We start from the raw sequence: 18,575 nt of genomic DNA, 5'->3' as shown, positions 1-18,575 counted from the left end.
CGAAATCTGCCGATTTCTCAACAACGCCTTTAAACCCCGTACACGACCGGCGACCTCCGCACCCGACTCTCGTCCAACAGGTGACCACACCACCAACCCGGTGAACCAATCCGGCCACCGCACTAGCGACGGATGCCTCCGCGGCGTTGTCTCGATGAGATGAGGTCCGAGCAGGCCCCCGATGACCGCCGGGAATTCATCCCCGATTCATATCGTCCCCGACCGATTGACACCCGGAGCACCGGAACAGACCATGGCCCCACCCCCTTGGTCTCTGCCGCCGGCGGACCGATCGGGCCAGGTCAGTGAGCTCGCGTCGGCAGCGGGGAGGACGGGCAGTGAACGGTCTGAATCAGACGGTCGACGCGGCTGCGGGCCGGCGCGCGCCGATGACGGCGCCTGCCCACGAGCCCAAGTTCCAGGTGATCGCCGATCGGCTGCGCGAGGAGATCCTCGGGGGCGCGTACCGGCCCGGCAGCCGGCTGCCCACCGAGCGAGACCTGGCCCGGGGCTGCTCGGTATCGATCAGTACGGTTCGCCGTGCCGTCGACGACCTGGTCGCTGAGAGCTTGGTGGTGCGCCGCCAGGGTTCCGGGACGTATGTACGCACCGCCGCCCCGGACAGCACCCGGCCGGCGTTGATAGGCGTGATCGTCCCGCACGGCACGTTCTACTACCCGCGGGTGCTGCGGGGTATCGAGGACGCCCGGGCCGCGATCGGGGCCCGGATGCACCTGGCCTGCTCGGACTATCGGCAGGACGTCGAGGCCAAGCTGGTCCAGGAGATGCTGGACGCACGCGTCGACGGACTCCTGATCGCCCCGACGCTCTCCGGACCGGAACCCGCGGGCGCCTATCTGCGCCGCCTGAGCGAGCTCCCTGTCCCGGCCGTCCTCATGGAGCGCCGGGGAGGGACACTGGACGACCCCACCGAGCACGTGTGCACCCACCACGAGGCCGGTGCCTACGCGGCGGTGCGCCATCTGGCCGCGCTGGGGCACCGGAATATCGGGCTGGCGCTGCGCTCCCCCAGCCCGACGGCCGCCCCCGTGACCAGCGGCTACCGCCAGGCCGTCGCGGAAATCGACTGCCCCCCGACGGAGTTCCGAGGCCTGCTGGAGGAGTGGGGACCGGCCACCGCGGACCGCTGCCTGCGACACCTGCTCACCGCGGGCTGCACCGCGGCGCTGTGTTTCGGGGACCGCCAAGCCGGCCTGCTCGTCTCGGCGGCCCGCCGCATCGGCCTGCGCATCCCGGCCGATCTGGCGCTGGTGGCCTACGACGACGAGATCGCGGACATACCGGAGGTCCCCCTCACCGCCGTGTCCCCACCGAAGCGCCTGATCGGGCACACAGCCGCCGAACTGCTCTTCCAACGGCTCAAGCAGCCGGACCTCGCCCGCCGGCAGATCCTGCTGCGGCCGGACATCACCGTGCGCAAGTCGTGCGGGGCCGGCTGAACCGGTTCCGGAGCTGCTGATCGGCCCGCGCTTCGGCGACGATCCGACCACCGGCCCGGCCCAGGGTCTATCAGCGGGCGTATCTGTACCTGGACGAGCCGGCGCCGCATAGGTCGTAGGTCCCAGCGCTATTACTCCACTACGAATACCGGCTCGACGTTCAGCTCGCTGATCCGCCAACCGTCAGGCGTCCGGACGGCCTTGGTACGGGCCAGCCCGTAGCGGCGGGAGGTCGGCACGAGACTGTCGGCATGGCCGGACAGGGCGGTGATGGAGGCGCGGATCGTCGCGGTGTCGCCGTCGACCTCGATCAGCACGCTGCTGAGCCGGTGGAGCAGGCGGGTGTGGTCCTTGTTGCCGGCCTCGATCTGGGCGATCAGGACGTCGCGGCCGGACCCGGTCCCGTTGCGGGTCGTGCCGGTGGCGTCCGGCGTCAGAACGTCTTTCAGGTCGTCGAAGCGGTGCTCGTCCAGGGCCCGGCCCAAATGCAGCAGCAGGTCGTGCAGCTCGGCGCGGTCGGCCAGGGTTCGCAGGTCGTAGTTCATGAGGTGTCCTTTCAGAACTGGCGGATGAAAGGAACCATGCGGGGCGCAGCGGGGGCGCGCATCACTCCCGCCTCGTTGTTGCGCAAAGTCGCAACGGTGTCCGCCCCGCGTTGGCACCGCTCGGTTTTCTGGGGCAGGATGCGGATTCACGGGGTGGGACGTCAGGGGGTGGCCGGCGATGTCTGAGGTGGCGTGGCTGAAGTCGCTGCGGGCCGGGCGCGGTGTGTGCCCGCTGTTCGGGGCCGATGCCGTGGTGGCCCGGTTCGCCGAGATCGTCTCCGTCGAACGCAGCGAGCGGCTGGTCATGGTTCCCGCGTCGGCCCAGCGCCCGGTGCTGGGGACGCTCCCGGTGCCGCCGGATGTGCGTACGCGCTGGCTGGGGTCGGCTCCGTCGGGCCATGACGTGCGCCTGCTCGCCGCCGGCGCCGAGCATCGGATCCTGCCGACCCTGCCGGCCAAGATGGTCATCATCGACCGGGCGATCGTCATGACGCCCGTCGACCCGGAGGATCCGCTGAAGGGGGTCTGGCAGATCACCGCCAAGCCGCTGGTGCGCGCCCTGGTCGAGACGTACCAGCGACTGTGGGGGCAGGCGGCTGAGCCGATGCGATGGCCGGCGGGGCTGTCGGCCAGGGAGCGCGCCGTGGTGACGCTGCTCGCCGAGGGCCGCACCGACCAGAGCGTGGCCGAGCAGCTGGGCCTGAGTCGGCGCACCATCACCTACACGGTCGCGGACCTGATGGAGAAGTACGGGGCGCGCAGCCGGTTCCATCTGGCGCTGCTGCTGGCCGCGGCCGACACCGGGGATTCGTTCGACACGACCAGGGCCTTCGCTGGGGCACGCGACAACCGCAGGATCTTGAGTTGACGTCGCGATCACCAGGATCAGCGGTGGTCGCTTCGTCTCTTCAGCCACCCCGGACACGCAAGGTCGGTCTCTCCTCGGCTACCTCGTCGAAGGCGGCGAGCCGGCTTTCGACACGGTCGACATCAGCGCGCCGGTGTTGGGATTGATAGAGGGACAGGGCCTGTCGCCATGCGCTGCGGGCCTCACTGCTCCGGCCGAGGGCTGCGTGCGCCTGGGCGAGCCGGTCGAGGACGCCGGCTTCTTGGTAGGTGTTGCCTAGTTCGTGGGTCAAGACCTGTGCCTGGCTGAAGTAGTCGAGCGCGCGGCTGTACTCGCCGAGGCCCTGGGCGACTGAGCCCAGGGTATCCAGGTTCGCCGACTCGCCATGGCGGTCGTTGCTCTCCACGCATATGACCAACGCCTGCTCGGAGGCTGCGCGGGCTTCGTCATAGCGCCCGAGCCGGAGAGCGCACCATCCGACCGCGTTGAGGGCGGTCGCCACCAAGGGCAGTTCGCCGAGGGTCCGGTACAAGCGCAGGGCTTGCGTGGCATGGGTCAATGCCCGCTCATCGTCGCCCTTCTCCGACCACACCACCACGAGTGCGTTGTGCGCGCGGGCCTCGTGACCGACGTCGCCATGGTGCCCGGCGAAGTCGAGAGCCTGCTCCAAATGGCCGAGGGCCTCGGTGTGAGCGCCCACGCGGGCGTGGGCCATGCCCAGGAACCGGTGGGACGGTGACAACAGACTGGAGTCGCCCAGCCGCTCGACGGCCGCCACCGCGACCTGCCAACAGGTGACCTGGTCTCGGAGGTGCCCTCTGCGCAGCTGGAAGTTGTTCATCATCCAGGCCAGCCGCCACACGGCGGAATGCCAGCCGCGAATCGCCGCGGCCTGTTGCGCGGCGAGGAGGCCGGCGTATTCGGCGTCGAACCACGCGAGCGCCGCGTTCAAGTCGAACAGTGCGGGAGCGAGGTAGCCCGCGTCCGGCACGCCGATGTCCACTGCCACGCGGCGTGGGTTCACCAGCCCGTCCGCGGCGTATGCGGTGTGAACGTAGTAGTCGAGGAGTCGCTCCAGTGGCCCGGTGGCTGTGTTGCTTCCGCCGCCCTCCGGTAGCGCGGCGAGAGTGGCGTCGGCGGCGGGCCCGGGGACGAGCGTTCGCGCGTAGAGACGCACGAGGTCGTGGAAGCGGTAGCGGCCCGGGGTGCGCTGGACGAGCAGGTTCTGATCGAGCAGGGAGTCCAGCAGTCGTTCGGCGGTCTCCAGGTCGGTGTCGGCGAGGTTAGCGGCGGCGTAGGTATCGAAGTCGGGCCCCGGAACCAGCCCCAGGTGCCGGAACAGGTTCTGCTCCGCGACCGGAAGGTGGCGGAAGGACAGCTCGAACGCGGCCGCCAGGCTGCGGTCGTCGTCCTGGAGGTGGCCCAGGCGGCCGTGTTCGTCGCGAAGCTGTTGCGCGAGGTGGTCTGTCCGCAGGGCTCGGCGGTGGCGCAGCCGGGCGGCGATGATCCTGATGGCCAGCGGCAGGAAGCCGCACAGGGCGAGGACCTCGGGCAGCATGGGATCGTCGGCGGGGACTCGGCCTGGTCCGGCGATCTTGTGGAACAGCGCCGTCGCGTCCGCTTCGGTCAGTACATCCAGCGGAAGGTTCTCGGCGTCGTCCAATCCGGTCAGCCGCCCGCGGCTGGTGATCACCACGAGGCAGCCGGCGGAGCTGGGAAGCAGGGGTTTGACCTGGGCGGTGTTGAGAGCGTTGTCCAGGATGATCAATGTTCTGGTTCCGGCGAGCCGGTCCCGGTAGAACGCGGCACGCGCCTGAGGATCCGCGGGAATGCGCTGAGACGGTACGCCGAGGGAGCTCAGGACCGAGTGGAGCGCTTGGTCGGCGGTGAGCGGGTCGAGGCCGTCGGTGTATCCCTGGAGGTCGATGAAGAGTTGTCCGTCCGGGAAGCGGTCGCCGATGTCGTGCGCCGCGCGCAGGGCGAGCGACGTCTTGCCGATGCCGCCCATCCCGTCGATCGCGGTGATCACCACTGTTCCGACCGATCCCTCGGATACGGCCTGGGCCGTGTCGGTGAGGCGCTGGAGTTCCTCGGCACGTCCGGTGAACGCTCGGGTCGGCGTCGGCAGCTGATGCCGGCCCTGATGACGGCCCTGGACCGACGGGGCTTGTCTGCCCGGGGCCTGGTTGGTCAAGGCGTCCTGTTGGGCTTGGCGCAGCACCCGGCCGGGCTCCAAACCCAGCGCGCGCACCGAGCGGACGGCCGCGGCAGCCGTCTGGGCTGCTTGGGCCGGTTCGCCGGCGGTGTGCAAGGCGCGGACCAGGAGGGCGGCGAGGCGTTCGCGTTCGGGATGGTCGGCGTGCGGGCCGCGCAGCATGCCGATCGTCTCGCGGACGCGGTCTGCGCGCAGGTCGATCTCGGCGAGCTCCTCCAAGGCGTCGAGGCGGGTCTGTTCCAGGGCCAGGCCACGGTCGCGAAGCCACGGACTGTCCAAGTCGGCCAGCGGGATGCCGCGCCACATGCCCAGGGCGCGGCGCAGGTGTGCCTCGGCCTGTTCGTCGTCGGCGGCCTCGCGATCGGTGCGGGCCTGGTGGATCAGGGCGGTGAACCGGTGGGCGTCGATCAGCTCGGGGTCCACCTCGGCGACGTAGCCGGGCGGCCGGCTTCGCAAGCTGATGCCGCCCGCCGGTTCCAGGATCTTGCGAAGCTTGGCGATATAGCCGGCGACCAGCTTCTCGGCGGTGTTCGGGGGATCCGGGGGCCAGGCGTAGGCCACGATCCGCTTGGTCGGCACCGCCTGGCCCGGGTGCAGCAGCAGCACGGCCAGAACGCACTTCTGCTGCTGGCCGCCCAGCTCCAACTGTTGGTCGGCGTGCCAGGCCTGCATGTCTCCCAGTAGCCGGAACTCCGTCATCGCTCCCCCTGAAGCATCGCGATACCCGCGAGCAGTCCCTGCCGTTCAAGTAGACGCCGTTGCGCACCTCTGCGCGCACTTTTCACCGGATCGTTGCCGCCCGAGCTTCCATCCGGATTGCGCGATGGCTGCGCTCGGATTCGCATCCTGAACGCGCACTCTGAAGGCGCTGGTCGGTGCCGCCCTCGATGGGGCCAGACCGACAGTGACGAGGAGAAGCCTGATGCGAGTGAACAAGAACCCGATCCAGACCCAGATGAAGCCGCTCATCGTCACCTGCCCGGCCTGTGCCGGCACCGGACGGGTCCTCGGTGACGACTCACAAGTACGCGTGGCCTGTCGGCTGTGCTGGGAGCACGGCGTCGTCGCACGGATAGCCGCCGAGCAGTATCTGCGCGCCAAGGAAGAAGCCCCGCAGACGTCCTGAGCTAGACCGATTGATTCCTGGGGGTACCGGCGCGAAACGGCACGCAGCCTCTGGCTGCCAAGGGCACAGTAGCGGCGCCTGGCCGCCCCGGCCGGCCACCCGAAGCCAACCAGTGTTCACGCCGGACACCTACGTGGAGCCCGTGCCGTAACAGGGCACTGCCATCCGATCGCAGAAGTCCAGATACAACGCGGCGCCCCCGGCTAACCAGCCGGGGGCGCCGCGCCGTCGGCTATAAGCACCGACTACTTCCTGACCGTCCCCGAACCCGAACGCGATGCCACGGCTTCCGGCTGCGCGGACGCCTCAAGGTACTTCTCCAGCAATGCCCGCTCGTCGGCGGTGAGCCGCCTGGCCCGGCCGGCGTCATGGTTGAACGGCGCGATGACGGTCGAGGCTGTGGCGCAGAGCTGGTCGCCGTCCTTGACCTGGTAGTCGATGGTGACCATGGCCGTCTGGATCTGCGACACCCAGGTTTCCACGTCGACCGGCCGGGGCCGATAAATAAGCGGCCGCTTGTAGTCGATCGTGTGGCTTATGACAACCGGGTCGCCGCGGAACAAAGGGTTCTCATCGTCGACGATCGCCAGCGGCGCCATGAGGTCGCGCCGCGCTTCTTCCAGATAACGCAGGTAGGCCACGTTGTTGATGATGCCGTACATGTCCATGTCGGCCCAGCGCAGCGGGCAGCGGTAAAGGTGTCGGGCCATGGCTATTCGGCTCCTTCTTCGATCGGTTCCGGCTGGCCGGGACCGGTCAGCTCGTTGTAGGCGGTCACGTAGTCGTCAGCGGCGATGGGTGCGCGAAGCAACTGCGGCGACAGCTGGAATCCGTCGATGAGCATCGGGATCTGTGGTCGCAGGGTTTCGCAGAGACCGTCAGCGGCGGCCGGAATCGCTTCGACCTGAGCGGCGTCGAGGGCACCGCGCGCCAGGTACCAGCCGGCGTCGCGCTGGATTTCGTGGAGACCGTAGAGTGCGGCGAGCAAACGCAGCGCCTGGCTTACCGCAGTGGTTCGAGCGTCGTCTGCTGCGGCGAGGGCGCACTCCAGCGCCGCCGCGACACCTTCGAGGCGGGCCATCGCCAAGGCGTCGTTGACGTTGCGGTTCCAGGAATCGAAGTACGGCTCTCGCCGATCGGCGTGCATCGCCTCACGGACCGCCTGCCGAAGCCAGTGCGCTCGGTATCGGATGCATTCCAGTTGCAGGGCCGGATCCCGGATGTCGCGGCCTCGTGGATCCGGTGTCTGTGGTGTGAGTTCGCCACCGGACCGGGCGATCTCCTGGCCCGCGGTGGCGGCCAGCAGTACCTGGCTGTCGCCTTCGGCAGTGACCGCGCTCTGCAGGAAGATCCCGTAGTCGACGATCCGGTTGACGCTGAACATGCCTTGCGCACCGCACCGTTCGCGGCACACGGCCGCGACGTCACTCATCTCCCAGGTCGTCAGCGCCTTGGTGATGGAGATCAGGTTACTGAGATCGGTGTCGACGACACCGCGCCGGGCTACGTACTCGCGCTTGGTCCGGTTCACCAAGAAGGTCATCGCGTAGACCTTCGCCAGCGCGGTGAACAGCGGCAATTGGTGGCTGCGGTATTCAATGACCGGCATGTCGTTACGGCCAGGAGCGTTGGTCACCCGCTGGAGCGCGTAGCGCAACGCGATGTAGACGCTGGCCCGGCCCAGTGAGACTGAAGCGGCGGACACGCAGATTCGGCCCGGCTGGTTCCGGCTCATGGCCCGCAGGAATCGCTTGCGCGGATTGGCTACGGACGGGTGGAACACACCATCCTCGGTGAACTCGCCCAGGTCTCCGGTGAGCAGACTCCGCCGCGGGATCCGAACATGGTCGAACCAGGTCAGACCGTTGTCCAGACCCATCGCGGGCTTCTCCGGGCACAAGGCGGCCCGAACACCCTCAGCCGGCCCGTCCGAGCCGCTGATCCTGACCATGAAGGGGAAGACACCGTAGTCCTGGCCGGCCGACTTCAGGCGGGCCATGACGACGGCGAGCTTCGGGATGTCGGTGAACCCGCTGTACGGCATGTGTTTTTGAGCCGGCACATCCGGCGTGTTCAGCACGAATGTGTTCGTCTCGTTGTCGTAGACAGCCTCGGTTCGCAGTGCCGCGACGTTGTTGCCGTAGCCGAGCTCGGTGGCCATGTAAGGGCCGAACGAGCTGAGGCTGTCCAGTTCCTCGATGTAGTCGGCGACGTCGTCGCGGCCGGCGCTGTGCTCGATCAGCGTGCCGAAGCAGAGGTTGTAGTGGACCGCCAGCACGGGGAAGGTCGAGATGTCCAGCAACGTGGTCCACTCGGTGAGAGCGAACAGGCGCCGCGGGTCGCGGAGCACGTCGGCGGGCCGTTCCAATCGGCCGTGCACGAACCGGCCGCGCCGGTAGGCCAGTCGGCCGGCCTCGTTCGAAGTCAGATCGCGGCGGTGATCGAAGATCGGGTCGAACAGCAACGCCCGGATGTCTTCGTGCACGCCGGCATACGTTCCGTCATACAGCAGCCGAGTCAGATCCGCGCTGTCACGGTCGCGGTCATGGTCGCTGTCCCGGTCCGGCCCGGCCGGGGGCGCGGGCCGCAGACCCGTATCGGAGGTCATCGGTTTCCCTTCGTAGTGTTCGCCGTCGGGTCATGCGGTGATCAGGAGCGTGGCGTTCTGGCCACCGAATCCGAAGGAATTGCTCATCACCACGTCCACCGGGCCGTACCGGGCACCGGTGTGGACGAGGTCGACCTCCATGACCGGGTCTGGCTTGGTCAGGTTCGCGGTGGGCGGAATGATGCCGTCCAGGATTGCCAGCACCGCGTACGCGGCCTCGATCGCACCGGCCGCGCCGAGCGGATGGCCCGTGACGCCCTTGGTGGAACTCACCGCGACATCCGGGCCGAGTACCGCGTGGATCGCGTTGGCCTCGATGGAGTCGTTGAGTGGGGTGGACGTCCCGTGTGCGTTGACGTAGTCGATGTCACCGGCGCCCAGCCCGGCGTCGGCGAGGGCGTTTCGCATGGCCAGCTTCGCGCCGCGGCCTTCGGGATGCGGAGAGGTGACATGGTGCGCGTCAGCGGAGGCGCCGAAACCGGCGACCCGCGCGAGGGGCCTGGCTCCTCGCTCCCGGGCGTGCTCTTCGGACTCCAGGACGAGCACGCCGGCGCCTTCGCCGAGCACCATGCCGTCGCGGTCGGCGTCGAAAGGCCGGGACGCGGTTTCCGGGTCGTCGGTACGCTTCGACAGGGCGCCCATGCGAAACAGTGCCGATATATACATCGGCGTGATGCAGGCATCCGCTCCGCCCGCGATCACGATGTCCGCCGCGCCGGTGCGCAGCAAGTCCCGGCCGATGCCGATCGCCGTCGCACCGGACGCGCACGCGGTGCTGGGAGCCAGGCACGGGCCCTGCGTACCGAACTCGATGGCGATCTGGCCCGCGGCCATGTTGGCCAGACCCATCGGCAGCGTCAGCGGTGAGACCCGGTTCGGCCCACCCCGGCGCAGCCTGACGATCTGTTCCTCCATCGTCGCCGCGCCGCCGGATCCCGATCCGAGCACCACGGCCACGCGAGTGCTGTCCGGCCAGGCATCCGGATCTAATCCGGCTCTCGCCAGGGCCTCGTAGGCCGCTGTGACGGCGAACTGGGTGAAGGGGTCGAACTGCCAGCCGCGTCGCAGCCCGGGGGTATCAGGCGGGAAGTCCGGCACTCGGCAAGCCATGCTCAGAGCGCAGTCCGCGAGCTCAGCGCGGATTGCGGCGGTCGGAATCCCGGCGACGACACGCTTCCAGTTCTCAGACACGCCTATACCCGCCGGAGTGACCAGCCCGATACCGGTGACCACAGCGGCGAAAGCCGGCGTAGCTGCTCTGCCGCTCCCCGTGGGATCAGCCATATGCCTGTCGCCCTCCTCGATGAAGTCCTGGAGCAACGATGCACGGCGCTCATTGTCGAAGGCCAATACGCACCCTGATAGCCGATGGCTATGGCTGTGTGTCTTGGACAGTCGGACGGCGCGACCGGAGTCTGGTGATCAGCGTGGAGCGTCAAAGGGCGCCGGATCACCCGGCTCAAGCTTCCACCTAGGAGGCTTGCGGTGAAGATCGAGGGAATCGATCATGTGGAGTTCTATGTCGGGGACGTATTGCAGACTGCTTTCTTTCTCCGTACCGCGTTCGGATTCAGAACCTGCGGCCAAGGCGGTCCCGAGACCGGGCTGCCCGGTCAGCGATCGATGCTGCTGGGCCAGGGCGATATCCGGATCCTGTTGACCACCGGCCTCACAGCGGATCATCCAGCCGCGCAGTACGTCGCCCGCCACGGGGACGGCGTCGCGGTCGTCGCATTCGAAACGAGCGATGCGGCCCTGGCCTTCTCCGAGGCGGTCGAGGCCGGCTCCAGGGCGTCGGAACAGCCCGCCGAGCAGATCGCCGACGGACTGGTGACCGCGGCGGTCTCCGGGTTCGGCGACGTCGACTACCGGTTCGTGACCCGTGACGGCTCGGGCGAGACCCTCCTGCCGGGGTTGACGCCGGTGGACGCCACGGTGGACGCCACGGGGCAGGACCCGACCGGTGCCCCCTTGAGGACGCTGGATCACATAGCGGTGTGCCTGCCGTCCGGCTCACTGACGGACACCGTCGACTACCACCGGGATGTGCTCGGGTTCTCGCGGATCTTCGAGGAACACATCGAAGTAGGCGGCCAGGCAATGAATTCGCAAGTGGTCCAGAGCACATCGGGCAAGGCCACCTTCACCTTGATCGAGCCGGACACGAGCCGGCAGCCCGGTCAGATCGACGAGTTCCTCGAAGCCCACGGCGGCGCGGGCGTCCAGCATCTGGCCTTCCTCACCCAGGACATCCTCTCGGCGGTGCCGCGGTTGCGGAGCCAGGGTGTGGAGTTCCTCGAAACGCCGGACAGCTACTACGACCGCCTGCCCGAACGGCTCGGCGATATCAGCCTGCCGATCGAAACGCTGCGCGAGACCGATGTGCTCGCGGACCGGGATTCCTGGGGCCACATCTTCCAGATATTCACCCGTTCCATGCACACCCGCCGCACGCTCTTCTTCGAACTCATCGATCGCCATGGTGCACAGACCTTCGGCAGCGGAAACATCAAGGCGCTCTACGAGGCGGTCGCCCGCAAGTAAGCCCTCGCATCAAAGAGACATCGAATTCATGAAGACTCATCAGTCATCGGTAAATCCCGGAAGGGGGGACACATGTCGAAGGACGCGTTCACCGTGGTGGGAGAAGAGCATCTGCTGCCAACAGAGGCCGAGGTCGCAAGCTACCTGCAACGCGGCTGGTACCTGTCCCGCAAGCTGTTCTCGGACGACGAGATCGACGCCCTGGTGGAGGCGAGCGAGCGGTTCTACTCCGGGCAGCGCGACCGGGAGCTGCCGGCCCGTCCGCGTCGTCTGGCCGACTGGCGGCCGGCGGACGGTGACGTCCAGCGCCACAACGACTACGTCCACTATCTGAGCGATGACATCGGACGGATCCTGAACAAACCGATCATCGGCGCGGTGGCCGCACGCCTTGCCGAAGCAGACGAGGTCCGGATCTTCCAGTCGACGCTGATCTACAAGCCGCCACGGCCCGATGACCGGACCAACGTGGTGCCGTGGCACTTCGACAAGCACTACTGGCGGACCTGTACCTCCGATCGGATGCTCACCGCGTTCATCCCCTTCCACGACTGCGACGTGCGGATGGGCACGATCACCATGGTCGACGGCAGCCAGCTGTGGAAGGAGGTCGGCGACGACGCCAGCACCGCTCAGCACTTCGCCCAGCGGGATCACGGGGATCTGGACCGGCGCCTGGCCGAGAACGCCGAGTTCAACAACGCCGAGGTTCACAAGATGCCGATGACCATCCCGAAGGGGCACATGAGTTTCCACCACTGCCGCACCTATCACGGCAGTGGCCCCAACCTGGCCGACCGGCCGCGCCGGGCCGTCTCCTTGCACCTCCAGGATGGGGACAACGCCTACCAGTCGTTCCGCCAGCCGGACGGCACGATGGTCGAGTACAACCACGACACGGTGGTGCGCAGGACCGAACGCGGCCTTCCGGACTATGCGGACCCGGATTTCTGCCCCGTCCTATGGCGCGCGCCGCGGTAGTACGAAGATGTCCACTGAGACGGGTCTCGACCCACAGGTACGTGCCTTGCGCGCCCAGCGCATGCAGGAGCGTACGCCAGCCTTATACGAGATGACGGTCAGTCAGGCCCGGACCGCCGACCTGGCGTCGCAACGTCGATTGGCCGCCCCGCCGGAACCGGTGGCGCACATCGGCGAGCGGACGATTCCCGGCCCCGGCGGCGACCTGACGATCCGTCTCTACTACCCGGGAGGCCCCGGCCCACTGCCGACGTTGCTGTACTTCTTCGGCGGGGGCTGGACACTGGGATCCGTCGACACCGCCGACGCGATCTGCCGGCGCCTCACCAACGCCGCGGGCTGTCTGACGATCTGCGTCGGCTACCGGCTGGCCCCCGAGCACAAGTTCCCGGCCGCGGTCGAGGACTGTCACGCCGCCGCCGGCTGGGTGGCCCGACACTTCGCGGACATCGACGCCGATCCGACCCGGCTCGTCGTCGGCGGCGACAGCGCGGGCGGCAACCTGGCGGCCGCCGTCTCGCTGCGGGCCCGCGACGCGGGTGGGCCGTCCTTGATCGGCCAGCTGCTGGTGTATCCCAATACCGACTTCGGCGCCGACACCCCGTCCATGCGCGAGAACACAGACCCCTACTTCTTCAATCAGACCTCTGTGCGCTGGTACTGGCAGCACTATCTGCGCCGCCCCGAGGACGGTGCCGACCCGCTGGCCTCTCCGCTGCGCGCCGCCGACCATCGCGCGCTGCCGCCGGCCTTGGTGCTGACGGCGGAGCACGACCCGATCCGCGACGAGGGTGAGCAGTACGCACGGGTTCTGTCCCAGGCGGGGGTCCGCGTGGAGTCGACCCGCTACCAGGGGATGGTGCACGGGTTCTTCGCGATGTCCGGCGCGGTCGACGCGGCCCGCGACGCACAGGAGCAGGCGGCGGCATGGCTTCGCGCGCGTTGGAGCGAATCGGAGGTGCTTGGTCGTGTTGGCCACCGGTGAGCTGCACGCATCGCTGCGCGACCCCGTACTGGACGCGATGAACCTGCTCAACGAAGTCACGTTGCGCTATCCGGAGTCGATCTCGTTCGCACCCGGCAGACCGTACGAGGGGTGGTCCGAGGTATCCGAGATCGCTCGCTACCTCGACGTCTATGTCGAGTATCTGCGCGAGGAACTCGGCTACGACGCACAGCAGATACGAACCAACCTGTTCCAGTACGGACGCACCAGCGGCCATATCAATGCCCTGGTATCGCGGACCATTCTCAATGACGAGAAGATCCACGCCTCGGCTGAGTCGATCGTTCTCACGGTCGGCGCCCAGGAAGCGATGCTGCTCGTGCTGCGGGCCCTGTTCGCCGCACAGACGGACGTACTGCTGGTCGGCGCACCCAGCTATGTCGGGATCACGGGCGCGGCGCGGCTGCTCGACATCGAGGTGCTGTCGGTACCCGAGACGGAGGACGGGCTTCGGCCTGAAGCGGTGCGAGAGGCGGCAGTGCTGCTGCGCGCGCAGGGTAAGCGTGCGCGGGCTTGCTATGTGGTGCCGGATTTCGCCAACCCCTCCGGCCGGAGCATGCCGGCCGCCGATCGCGCTCAACTGCTCCGAGTCGCCGAGGAACAGGATCTCTACATCCTGGAGGACAATCCATATGGTTTGTTCGCCCTCGACGGCGAGCCACGTGCGACGCTCAAGTCCCTGGATCAGGACCGGCGCGTGCTGTATCTGGGATCGTTCGCCAAGACCTGCTTTCCCGGTGCCCGAGTGGGGTACGTCGTCGCCGACCAGCTGGTGACGGACACCGACGGAACCCGGAGGCCGCTGGCCGGCGAGCTGGCCAAGATCAAGAGCATGGTGACGGTCAACACCCCGGCGCTGAGCCAGGCGGTCATCGGCGGCATGCTGCTGGCCGCCGACTGCCGCCTGCGGGAGGCCAACCGCGCCGCGATCAGCTTCTATCGCGACAACCTCACGGTCCTTCTCAGCGAGCTGGCCCGACAGTTCCCGCCGGAGCGCGCCACCGAGCTCGGCGTCAGCTGGAACCGGCCGGACGGCGGATTCTTCGTCGCGCTGACCGTTCCCTTCCCGGCCGACGAAGCCGCGCTCGATCGCTGTGCACAGCACAACAAGGTGATCTGGACCCCGATGAACCAGTTCTATCCGGACGGCGGCGGCGAGTACCAGCTCCGATTGTCCTGTAGCTATCTGGAGCCGGCGAAGATCGTCGAGGGCGTCCGGCGGCTGGCCGCTTTCATCACCGAGCGGATTTCCAACCCTGACACACGCAACCGAGGAGACGAAGTGAGCAAGACGTACGACGCAGTGGTCGACGTTCTGTCGGTACGGTTCAACATCGCGCCCGAGACGGTCACCCCGGCGGCGACCTTCGACGATCTGGCACTGGACTCCCTCACGCTGCTGGAACTGGTCGACGCCCTCGCCGACGCGCTCGGCGTCGAGATCACCGACGACGAGCTCGCCGAGATGCTGGGGCTACCGGACATCGTCGCGAAACTGGAGGAGAAGGGACTGCCGGCCTAACCGCCCGTGGACAGCGCGACGATCGCGGCGGCGGCCTGGGCGCACGCCATCGCGAAGTTGCGGACTTCCGGACGCCGGTCGTCCTGCCGCCAGGCCACGGCCAGCTGGCATTCGGGCAGATCGCGCACGGCGCTGAAAGCGATCCCGGGCCTGGCGTATATCGCCGCGTCGCCCGCCGCCAGCAGGCGCACTCCCAACCCGGCCGCGATGGCCTCGAACGACTCATCGGTATTCGCGGCCTCCAACGCGATGTGCGGCGGCTTGCCGGCCCGCTCGCAGCCGGCCAGCCAGAACTCCCGGGCCTGGCCCGCCGATCGCGGCAACGCGATGAACGGTTCGTCGAGCAGCGCCGCGAAGTCCACCGCGGCCTCATCGGCCAGGTGGTGTCCACTGGGCAGGGCCACCCAGCGTGGCTCACTCAACAGGATCCGGGTCCTGACGCCCGCCGGAACCGGCAACCAGACCAGCGCGACATCGACGTCTCTTTTCGCCAGGCCGGCACACGGTTCGGTCCAGCCACGCACCCTCAGCTCGATGCGCCAGTCCGGTTGCAGTCGCGAGAAACGGTCGAGCAGCGCCGGGTAGAGCCCGCGTCCGACGCTGCTCTGCAAGCCGACGCGGAGCACTCGACGTTCGCTCGCGCCGGCAGCGAGTACCTCGGGAGAGGCGTTGTCCCACCTTTCGAGTACCTGCCGGGCCGCGGGCAGCAGCATGGAGCCGGCGGCAGTCAACGCGGTTCCCTGAGAGTCCCGGTGTAACAAGGTGACCTGCATAGTCAACTCTAGTTGGCGGATCTGCTTGCTCAGGGCCGGCTGCGACATGTAGAGCCGCTCGGCGGCACGGGTGAAACTCTGTTCCTCGGCGACGGTGACGAAATAGCGCAGATCTCGGAGATGCACGTCCATTGATCGACCGTATGCGAGCACCTATCCCGGAGAACGTCCTCGGACGGCATGGATAGCCAACGCGTATCGATGTAGGCCTCGTTCTTCTCAATGGATATCCGATCCTAGCGGGCCGTGTACGGATGCTTACAGCTGGAGACCACCAAGCACCGCACCACTGTCCGGGACGGCGACGAGACGACGAGCGCCGCCGAGTCTCCGAGGCGTCGCGGTTATCGCGATAGATATAGCGACGGCCGTCATGGCTTTCCCGCCGCGCTGTAGTCTGCTGAAGCTAAGACAGCCGACCTTCTGTCGCGCCATTTCCTGCTCTCTCCGATCCACACTCCCGGTAGGTAATTAGTCATGCCTCTGAACCCGTCATTAACCGGTCGCAGCTATCCGCCGACAGAGCCATATGAGGTCGGGCGCGAAAAGATCCGCGAATTCGCGGACGCCATCGGTGCCGGTCACCCCGCCTACCGCGATCAGAGCGCGGCCCGCGCGTCGGGCCATCCGGACATCGTCGCCCCGCCGACGTTCCCGATCGTGCTGAGTATGCGTGCGAACCGCCTGGTCCTGGACGATCCCGAGCTCGGTATCGACGAGGGGCGGGTGGTCCACGGCGAGCAGAAGTTCCGCTACTTCCGCCCGGTGTACGCCGGAGACACTCTCGTGTGCGAGGCCGGCATCGAGGAGCTCACCGCCAGGGGCGGCCACGAGTTCCTGCTCATCCGTACCGACGTCCGCACGACTCAGGACGAGCCGGTCGTGACGGTCTGGTCGCGCCTGGTCGTCCGCGGGGAGAAGTGACCATGGACAAGGACACCGAACTGCCAGAGCGCAGCTTCCGGATCACCCGTGCCGATCTGGTCAGGTACGCGGGAGCGTCCGGTGACTTCAACCCGATCCATTGGAACGACCGGACGGCCGCGGAGAACGACCTGCCAGGAGTCATCGCGCACGGCATGTTCACGATGGCGTTGGCCGCGCAGGCACTGGTGGAGTGGACCGGCGATCCCGCCGGGCTGGTCGAGTACGAGGTTCGTTTCAGCAAACCCGTCGCGGTGCCCGATGACGAGACCGGCGCCGAAGTGGTCGTGTCAGGGGTCGTACAGAACCCGACTGCCGAAGGCCACACCCGGATCGAGATCTCCGCGACTTCCGCCGGGCAACGAGTCCTGGGCCGGGGGTCCGGCGCCGTGACCCGCGACGCGTGATCCCGGCATACCGATCGCTGTCTTTCGACATCTGAGAAGGAGTCAGCTCATGGCGGCAGACGAGTACGACGTGATAGTCGTCGGCGGAGGTCCGGCCGGATCAACGGTGGGCAGCGTACTCACCCGCGCCGGCCACAGCGTCCTCCTCCTTGAGAAGGAGGAGTTCCCACGCGATCACGTCGGCGAGTCCATGCTTCCCTTCTGCTATCCGCTCTTCGACGACTTGGGCGTCCGGGACGAACTGGCAAGGACGTTCGTCCGCAAACCCGGCGTCCGGTTCGTCGACCGGGAGGGTGCCGTATTCACCAACTGGTGTTTCAGCCACGTCATCAAGGACGAGTCGTTCCTGTCCTTCCACGTGGACCGGGCGAGCCTGGACACGATCCTCCTGAACAACGCGCGCCGTCTCGGGGTGGAGGTACGGGAACGACACCGGGTCACCGGCGTCGGCCTGGACCAACCTGACCACGTCACCGTCCGCACCCGGGACGGCGACGGCACCGAGGCCGAACACCGAGCCCGGTTCCTGGTGGACGCGAGCGGGCGGGACGCCTTCGTCGGCACCAAGTTCGGCTGGCGCAAACCGCGGCCCGAACTGGATCGCACAGCCGTCTGGTCGCACTTCACCGGCGTACGGATGGCCGGCGGGCTGGAAGAGGGCGCGTCGCTGATCGTCTACATCGGCGAGGAGAAGAAGGGCTGGATCTGGATTTTCCCGCTGGGGCCCGACCGGATCACCGCCGGAGTGGTCATGCAGAACTCGTACCTGCGCCGGCGGCGGGCCGAACTGCTGGAGCAGGGCCATGACGACTGGAAGACGGCGATGCTCCATGACGAGCTGAGGGCTTCGCCGTTCGTCACGGGTCTACTGGAAGACACTACGCAGGCGCTGCCCACCATGGTCGACGGCGACTACTCCTACGAGGTGCGCAACCATCACGGTCCGAACTACGCGATGATCGGTGACGCCCGGGGCTTCATCGATCCGATCTTCTCCAGCGGAGTGTTCCTGTCGATGAAGACCGCGTACCTCGTTGGGGACGCCGTGCATCAGCATCTCCAGGATCCGGCTCGCGACGGCGAAGACTCCGCGATGACGAAGGCCTATGAGGCGGTCGACGGCGCCTACCACCTGGTCCACCGAATGATCCGGCTGTTCTACGATCCGCATGCGGTGACCTGGGCCGCCATCGGCGCGGAGAAGCAGGTGCACAAGGCGCACGAGAGCGCTATGGCGGTCGGCCACTACATGCTTGCCGGGGACTTCTTCGAGAACCAGGACAAGTACAACAGGTTCTTCGCCCTGCTTGAGGACCGCAGAGGGTTCGAAAGATTCCGCGAGCACGTCGTCGAGCGGCCGGAATTCCAGGGTCCGTCCTGTCAGCTGCCGTGGGAGGTCGCGTTCGGCAAGCGCCTCGAACGATTCAGCCCGGAAGAGGCGTCGGGCTTCGTTCCGGAAACGGTGGCCGCCGGCGGGGGCTCCGAGGCGGGCCATGGTTCCGTCGCGCCCTGACGCTCTTTCGCACCCTGACACTCTTTCGGCGGGAGCCGGTCTGCCACCCCCACTTGGCGGGGAGAGCATGCAGATCTTCCTGTTCGCGCTCGCCACGCTGCTCG

16 protein-coding genes are annotated in these 18,575 nt (G+C 67.6%); 10 read left to right on the top strand and 6 right to left on the bottom strand.

Going from position 1 to position 18,575, the window contains the following annotated elements:
* The first annotated feature begins 338 nt into the window (after positions 1 to 338).
* The gene (locus IZR01_RS05140; protein ID WP_323746918.1) at positions 339 to 1,460 is read left to right on the top strand and encodes a GntR family transcriptional regulator; all 1,122 of its coding nucleotides are present in this window, start codon (positions 339 to 341) and stop codon (positions 1,458 to 1,460) included.
* Between the two features lie 131 nt (positions 1,461 to 1,591).
* Here IZR01_RS05140 and IZR01_RS05135 read toward each other — a convergent pair whose 3' ends face one another.
* The gene (locus tag IZR01_RS05135; RefSeq protein ID WP_194923074.1) at positions 1,592 to 2,005 is read right to left on the bottom strand and encodes a nuclear transport factor 2 family protein; all 414 of its coding nucleotides are present in this window, start codon (positions 2,003 to 2,005) and stop codon (positions 1,592 to 1,594) included.
* 178 nt (positions 2,006 to 2,183) lie between these two features.
* Between IZR01_RS05135 and IZR01_RS05130 the strand changes: the two genes are divergently transcribed.
* The gene (locus IZR01_RS05130) at positions 2,184 to 2,873 is read left to right on the top strand and encodes a helix-turn-helix transcriptional regulator (RefSeq protein ID WP_194923073.1); all 690 of its coding nucleotides are present in this window, start codon (positions 2,184 to 2,186) and stop codon (positions 2,871 to 2,873) included.
* Positions 2,874 to 2,913: 40 nt separating this feature from the next.
* Here the strand turns inward: IZR01_RS05130 and IZR01_RS05125 are convergent, their stop codons facing one another.
* Complete coding sequence (locus tag IZR01_RS05125; RefSeq protein WP_194923072.1) at positions 2,914 to 5,766, bottom strand: AfsR/SARP family transcriptional regulator; 2,853 nt, start codon at positions 5,764 to 5,766, stop codon at positions 2,914 to 2,916.
* A 223-nt stretch (positions 5,767 to 5,989) separates the two neighbouring features.
* Here IZR01_RS05125 and IZR01_RS05120 point away from each other — a divergent pair, with 223 nt between their 5' ends.
* Positions 5,990 to 6,193, top strand: a complete 204-nt coding sequence (locus IZR01_RS05120; RefSeq protein WP_194923071.1) for a hypothetical protein — start codon at positions 5,990 to 5,992, stop codon at positions 6,191 to 6,193.
* 245 nt (positions 6,194 to 6,438) lie between these two features.
* Here the strand turns inward: IZR01_RS05120 and IZR01_RS05115 are convergent, their stop codons facing one another.
* From IZR01_RS05115 to IZR01_RS05105, 3 genes are read right to left on the bottom strand one after another with little or no spacing between them, the layout of a single operon-like run.
* The gene (locus tag IZR01_RS05115; RefSeq protein WP_194896245.1) at positions 6,439 to 6,903 is read right to left on the bottom strand and encodes an acyl-CoA thioesterase; all 465 of its coding nucleotides are present in this window, start codon (positions 6,901 to 6,903) and stop codon (positions 6,439 to 6,441) included.
* Between the two features lie 2 nt (positions 6,904 to 6,905).
* Positions 6,906 to 8,801 carry an acyl-CoA dehydrogenase family protein gene (locus IZR01_RS05110; RefSeq protein ID WP_194923070.1) on the bottom strand — a complete coding sequence of 632 codons (1,896 nt, stop codon included), beginning with the start codon at positions 8,799 to 8,801 and terminating at the stop codon, positions 6,906 to 6,908.
* Between the two features lie 30 nt (positions 8,802 to 8,831).
* Positions 8,832 to 10,085 (bottom strand): beta-ketoacyl-[acyl-carrier-protein] synthase family protein, encoded by a 1,254-nt coding sequence (locus IZR01_RS05105; protein ID WP_194923069.1) that lies wholly within the window; start codon positions 10,083 to 10,085, stop codon positions 8,832 to 8,834.
* A gap of 201 nt (positions 10,086 to 10,286) precedes the next feature.
* On the opposite strand from IZR01_RS05105, the gene hppD reads away from it, so the two are divergent.
* The 4 genes from hppD to IZR01_RS05085 all read left to right on the top strand — a co-directional run bounded on the left by hppD (position 10,287) and on the right by IZR01_RS05085 (position 14,854).
* Positions 10,287 to 11,345 (top strand): 4-hydroxyphenylpyruvate dioxygenase, encoded by a 1,059-nt coding sequence (gene hppD, locus IZR01_RS05100; RefSeq protein WP_194923068.1) that lies wholly within the window; start codon positions 10,287 to 10,289, stop codon positions 11,343 to 11,345.
* Positions 11,346 to 11,417: 72 nt separating this feature from the next.
* Positions 11,418 to 12,326 (top strand): phytanoyl-CoA dioxygenase family protein, encoded by a 909-nt coding sequence (locus IZR01_RS05095; RefSeq protein WP_194896241.1) that lies wholly within the window; start codon positions 11,418 to 11,420, stop codon positions 12,324 to 12,326.
* Positions 12,327 to 12,333: 7 nt separating this feature from the next.
* On the top strand, positions 12,334 to 13,311 hold the full coding sequence (gene lipP1, locus IZR01_RS05090; protein ID WP_194896240.1) for a LipP1 family hormone-sensitive lipase: 978 nt from the start codon (positions 12,334 to 12,336) through the stop codon (positions 13,309 to 13,311).
* Complete coding sequence (locus IZR01_RS05085) at positions 13,295 to 14,854, top strand: aminotransferase class I/II-fold pyridoxal phosphate-dependent enzyme (RefSeq protein WP_194923067.1); 1,560 nt, start codon at positions 13,295 to 13,297, stop codon at positions 14,852 to 14,854. The genes lipP1 and IZR01_RS05085 overlap by 17 nt, the downstream gene beginning before the upstream one ends.
* Here IZR01_RS05085 and IZR01_RS05080 read toward each other — a convergent pair.
* Positions 14,851 to 15,759: a LysR family transcriptional regulator gene (locus IZR01_RS05080; RefSeq protein WP_194923066.1), complete on the bottom strand. Its 909-nt coding sequence runs from the start codon at positions 15,757 to 15,759 to the stop codon at positions 14,851 to 14,853. The genes IZR01_RS05085 and IZR01_RS05080 overlap by 4 nt on opposite strands.
* A 345-nt stretch (positions 15,760 to 16,104) precedes the next feature.
* On the opposite strand from IZR01_RS05080, the gene IZR01_RS05075 reads away from it, so the two are divergent.
* From IZR01_RS05075 to IZR01_RS05065, 3 genes are read left to right on the top strand one after another with little or no spacing between them, the layout of a single operon-like run.
* Positions 16,105 to 16,551, top strand: coding sequence for a MaoC family dehydratase N-terminal domain-containing protein (locus tag IZR01_RS05075; protein WP_194923065.1), 447 nt, complete (start codon positions 16,105 to 16,107; stop codon positions 16,549 to 16,551).
* 2 nt (positions 16,552 to 16,553) lie between these two features.
* Positions 16,554 to 16,958, top strand: a complete 405-nt coding sequence (locus tag IZR01_RS05070; RefSeq protein WP_194923064.1) for a MaoC/PaaZ C-terminal domain-containing protein — start codon at positions 16,554 to 16,556, stop codon at positions 16,956 to 16,958.
* 49 nt (positions 16,959 to 17,007) lie between these two features.
* Positions 17,008 to 18,471: an NAD(P)/FAD-dependent oxidoreductase gene (locus IZR01_RS05065; RefSeq protein WP_194923063.1), complete on the top strand. Its 1,464-nt coding sequence runs from the start codon at positions 17,008 to 17,010 to the stop codon at positions 18,469 to 18,471.
* The last annotated feature ends 104 nt before the right edge of the window (positions 18,472 to 18,575 follow it).

It is taken from the genome of Catenulispora pinisilvae, assembly GCF_015356865.1.
Lineage (GTDB): Bacteria > Actinomycetota > Actinomycetes > Streptomycetales > Catenulisporaceae > Catenulispora > Catenulispora pinisilvae.
The sequence above is the reverse complement of the archived record's forward strand: the minus strand, read 5'-3'. Positions and strand labels throughout refer to the sequence as shown.

What these genes read in the sequence shown, in the direction of transcription:
- lipP1 (WP_194896240.1), top strand. Translation starts at nt 12,334, where the DNA reads ATGTCCACTGAGACGGGTCTCGACCCACAGGTACGTGCCTTGCGCGCC.
- IZR01_RS05105 (WP_194923069.1), bottom strand. Translation starts at nt 10,085, where the DNA reads ATGGCTGATCCCACGGGGAGCGGCAGAGCAGCTACGCCGGCTTTCGCC.
- IZR01_RS05135 (WP_194923074.1), bottom strand. Translation starts at nt 2,005, where the DNA reads ATGAACTACGACCTGCGAACCCTGGCCGACCGCGCCGAGCTGCACGAC.
- IZR01_RS05115 (WP_194896245.1), bottom strand. Translation starts at nt 6,903, where the DNA reads ATGGCCCGACACCTTTACCGCTGCCCGCTGCGCTGGGCCGACATGGAC.
- IZR01_RS05095 (WP_194896241.1), top strand. Translation starts at nt 11,418, where the DNA reads ATGTCGAAGGACGCGTTCACCGTGGTGGGAGAAGAGCATCTGCTGCCA.
- IZR01_RS05130 (WP_194923073.1), top strand. Translation starts at nt 2,184, where the DNA reads ATGTCTGAGGTGGCGTGGCTGAAGTCGCTGCGGGCCGGGCGCGGTGTG.
- IZR01_RS05120 (WP_194923071.1), top strand. Translation starts at nt 5,990, where the DNA reads ATGCGAGTGAACAAGAACCCGATCCAGACCCAGATGAAGCCGCTCATC.
- IZR01_RS05125 (WP_194923072.1), bottom strand. Translation starts at nt 5,766, where the DNA reads ATGACGGAGTTCCGGCTACTGGGAGACATGCAGGCCTGGCACGCCGAC.
- IZR01_RS05070 (WP_194923064.1), top strand. Translation starts at nt 16,554, where the DNA reads ATGGACAAGGACACCGAACTGCCAGAGCGCAGCTTCCGGATCACCCGT.
- IZR01_RS05110 (WP_194923070.1), bottom strand. Translation starts at nt 8,801, where the DNA reads ATGACCTCCGATACGGGTCTGCGGCCCGCGCCCCCGGCCGGGCCGGAC.
- IZR01_RS05080 (WP_194923066.1), bottom strand. Translation starts at nt 15,759, where the DNA reads ATGGACGTGCATCTCCGAGATCTGCGCTATTTCGTCACCGTCGCCGAG.
- IZR01_RS05075 (WP_194923065.1), top strand. Translation starts at nt 16,105, where the DNA reads ATGCCTCTGAACCCGTCATTAACCGGTCGCAGCTATCCGCCGACAGAG.
- IZR01_RS05065 (WP_194923063.1), top strand. Translation starts at nt 17,008, where the DNA reads ATGGCGGCAGACGAGTACGACGTGATAGTCGTCGGCGGAGGTCCGGCC.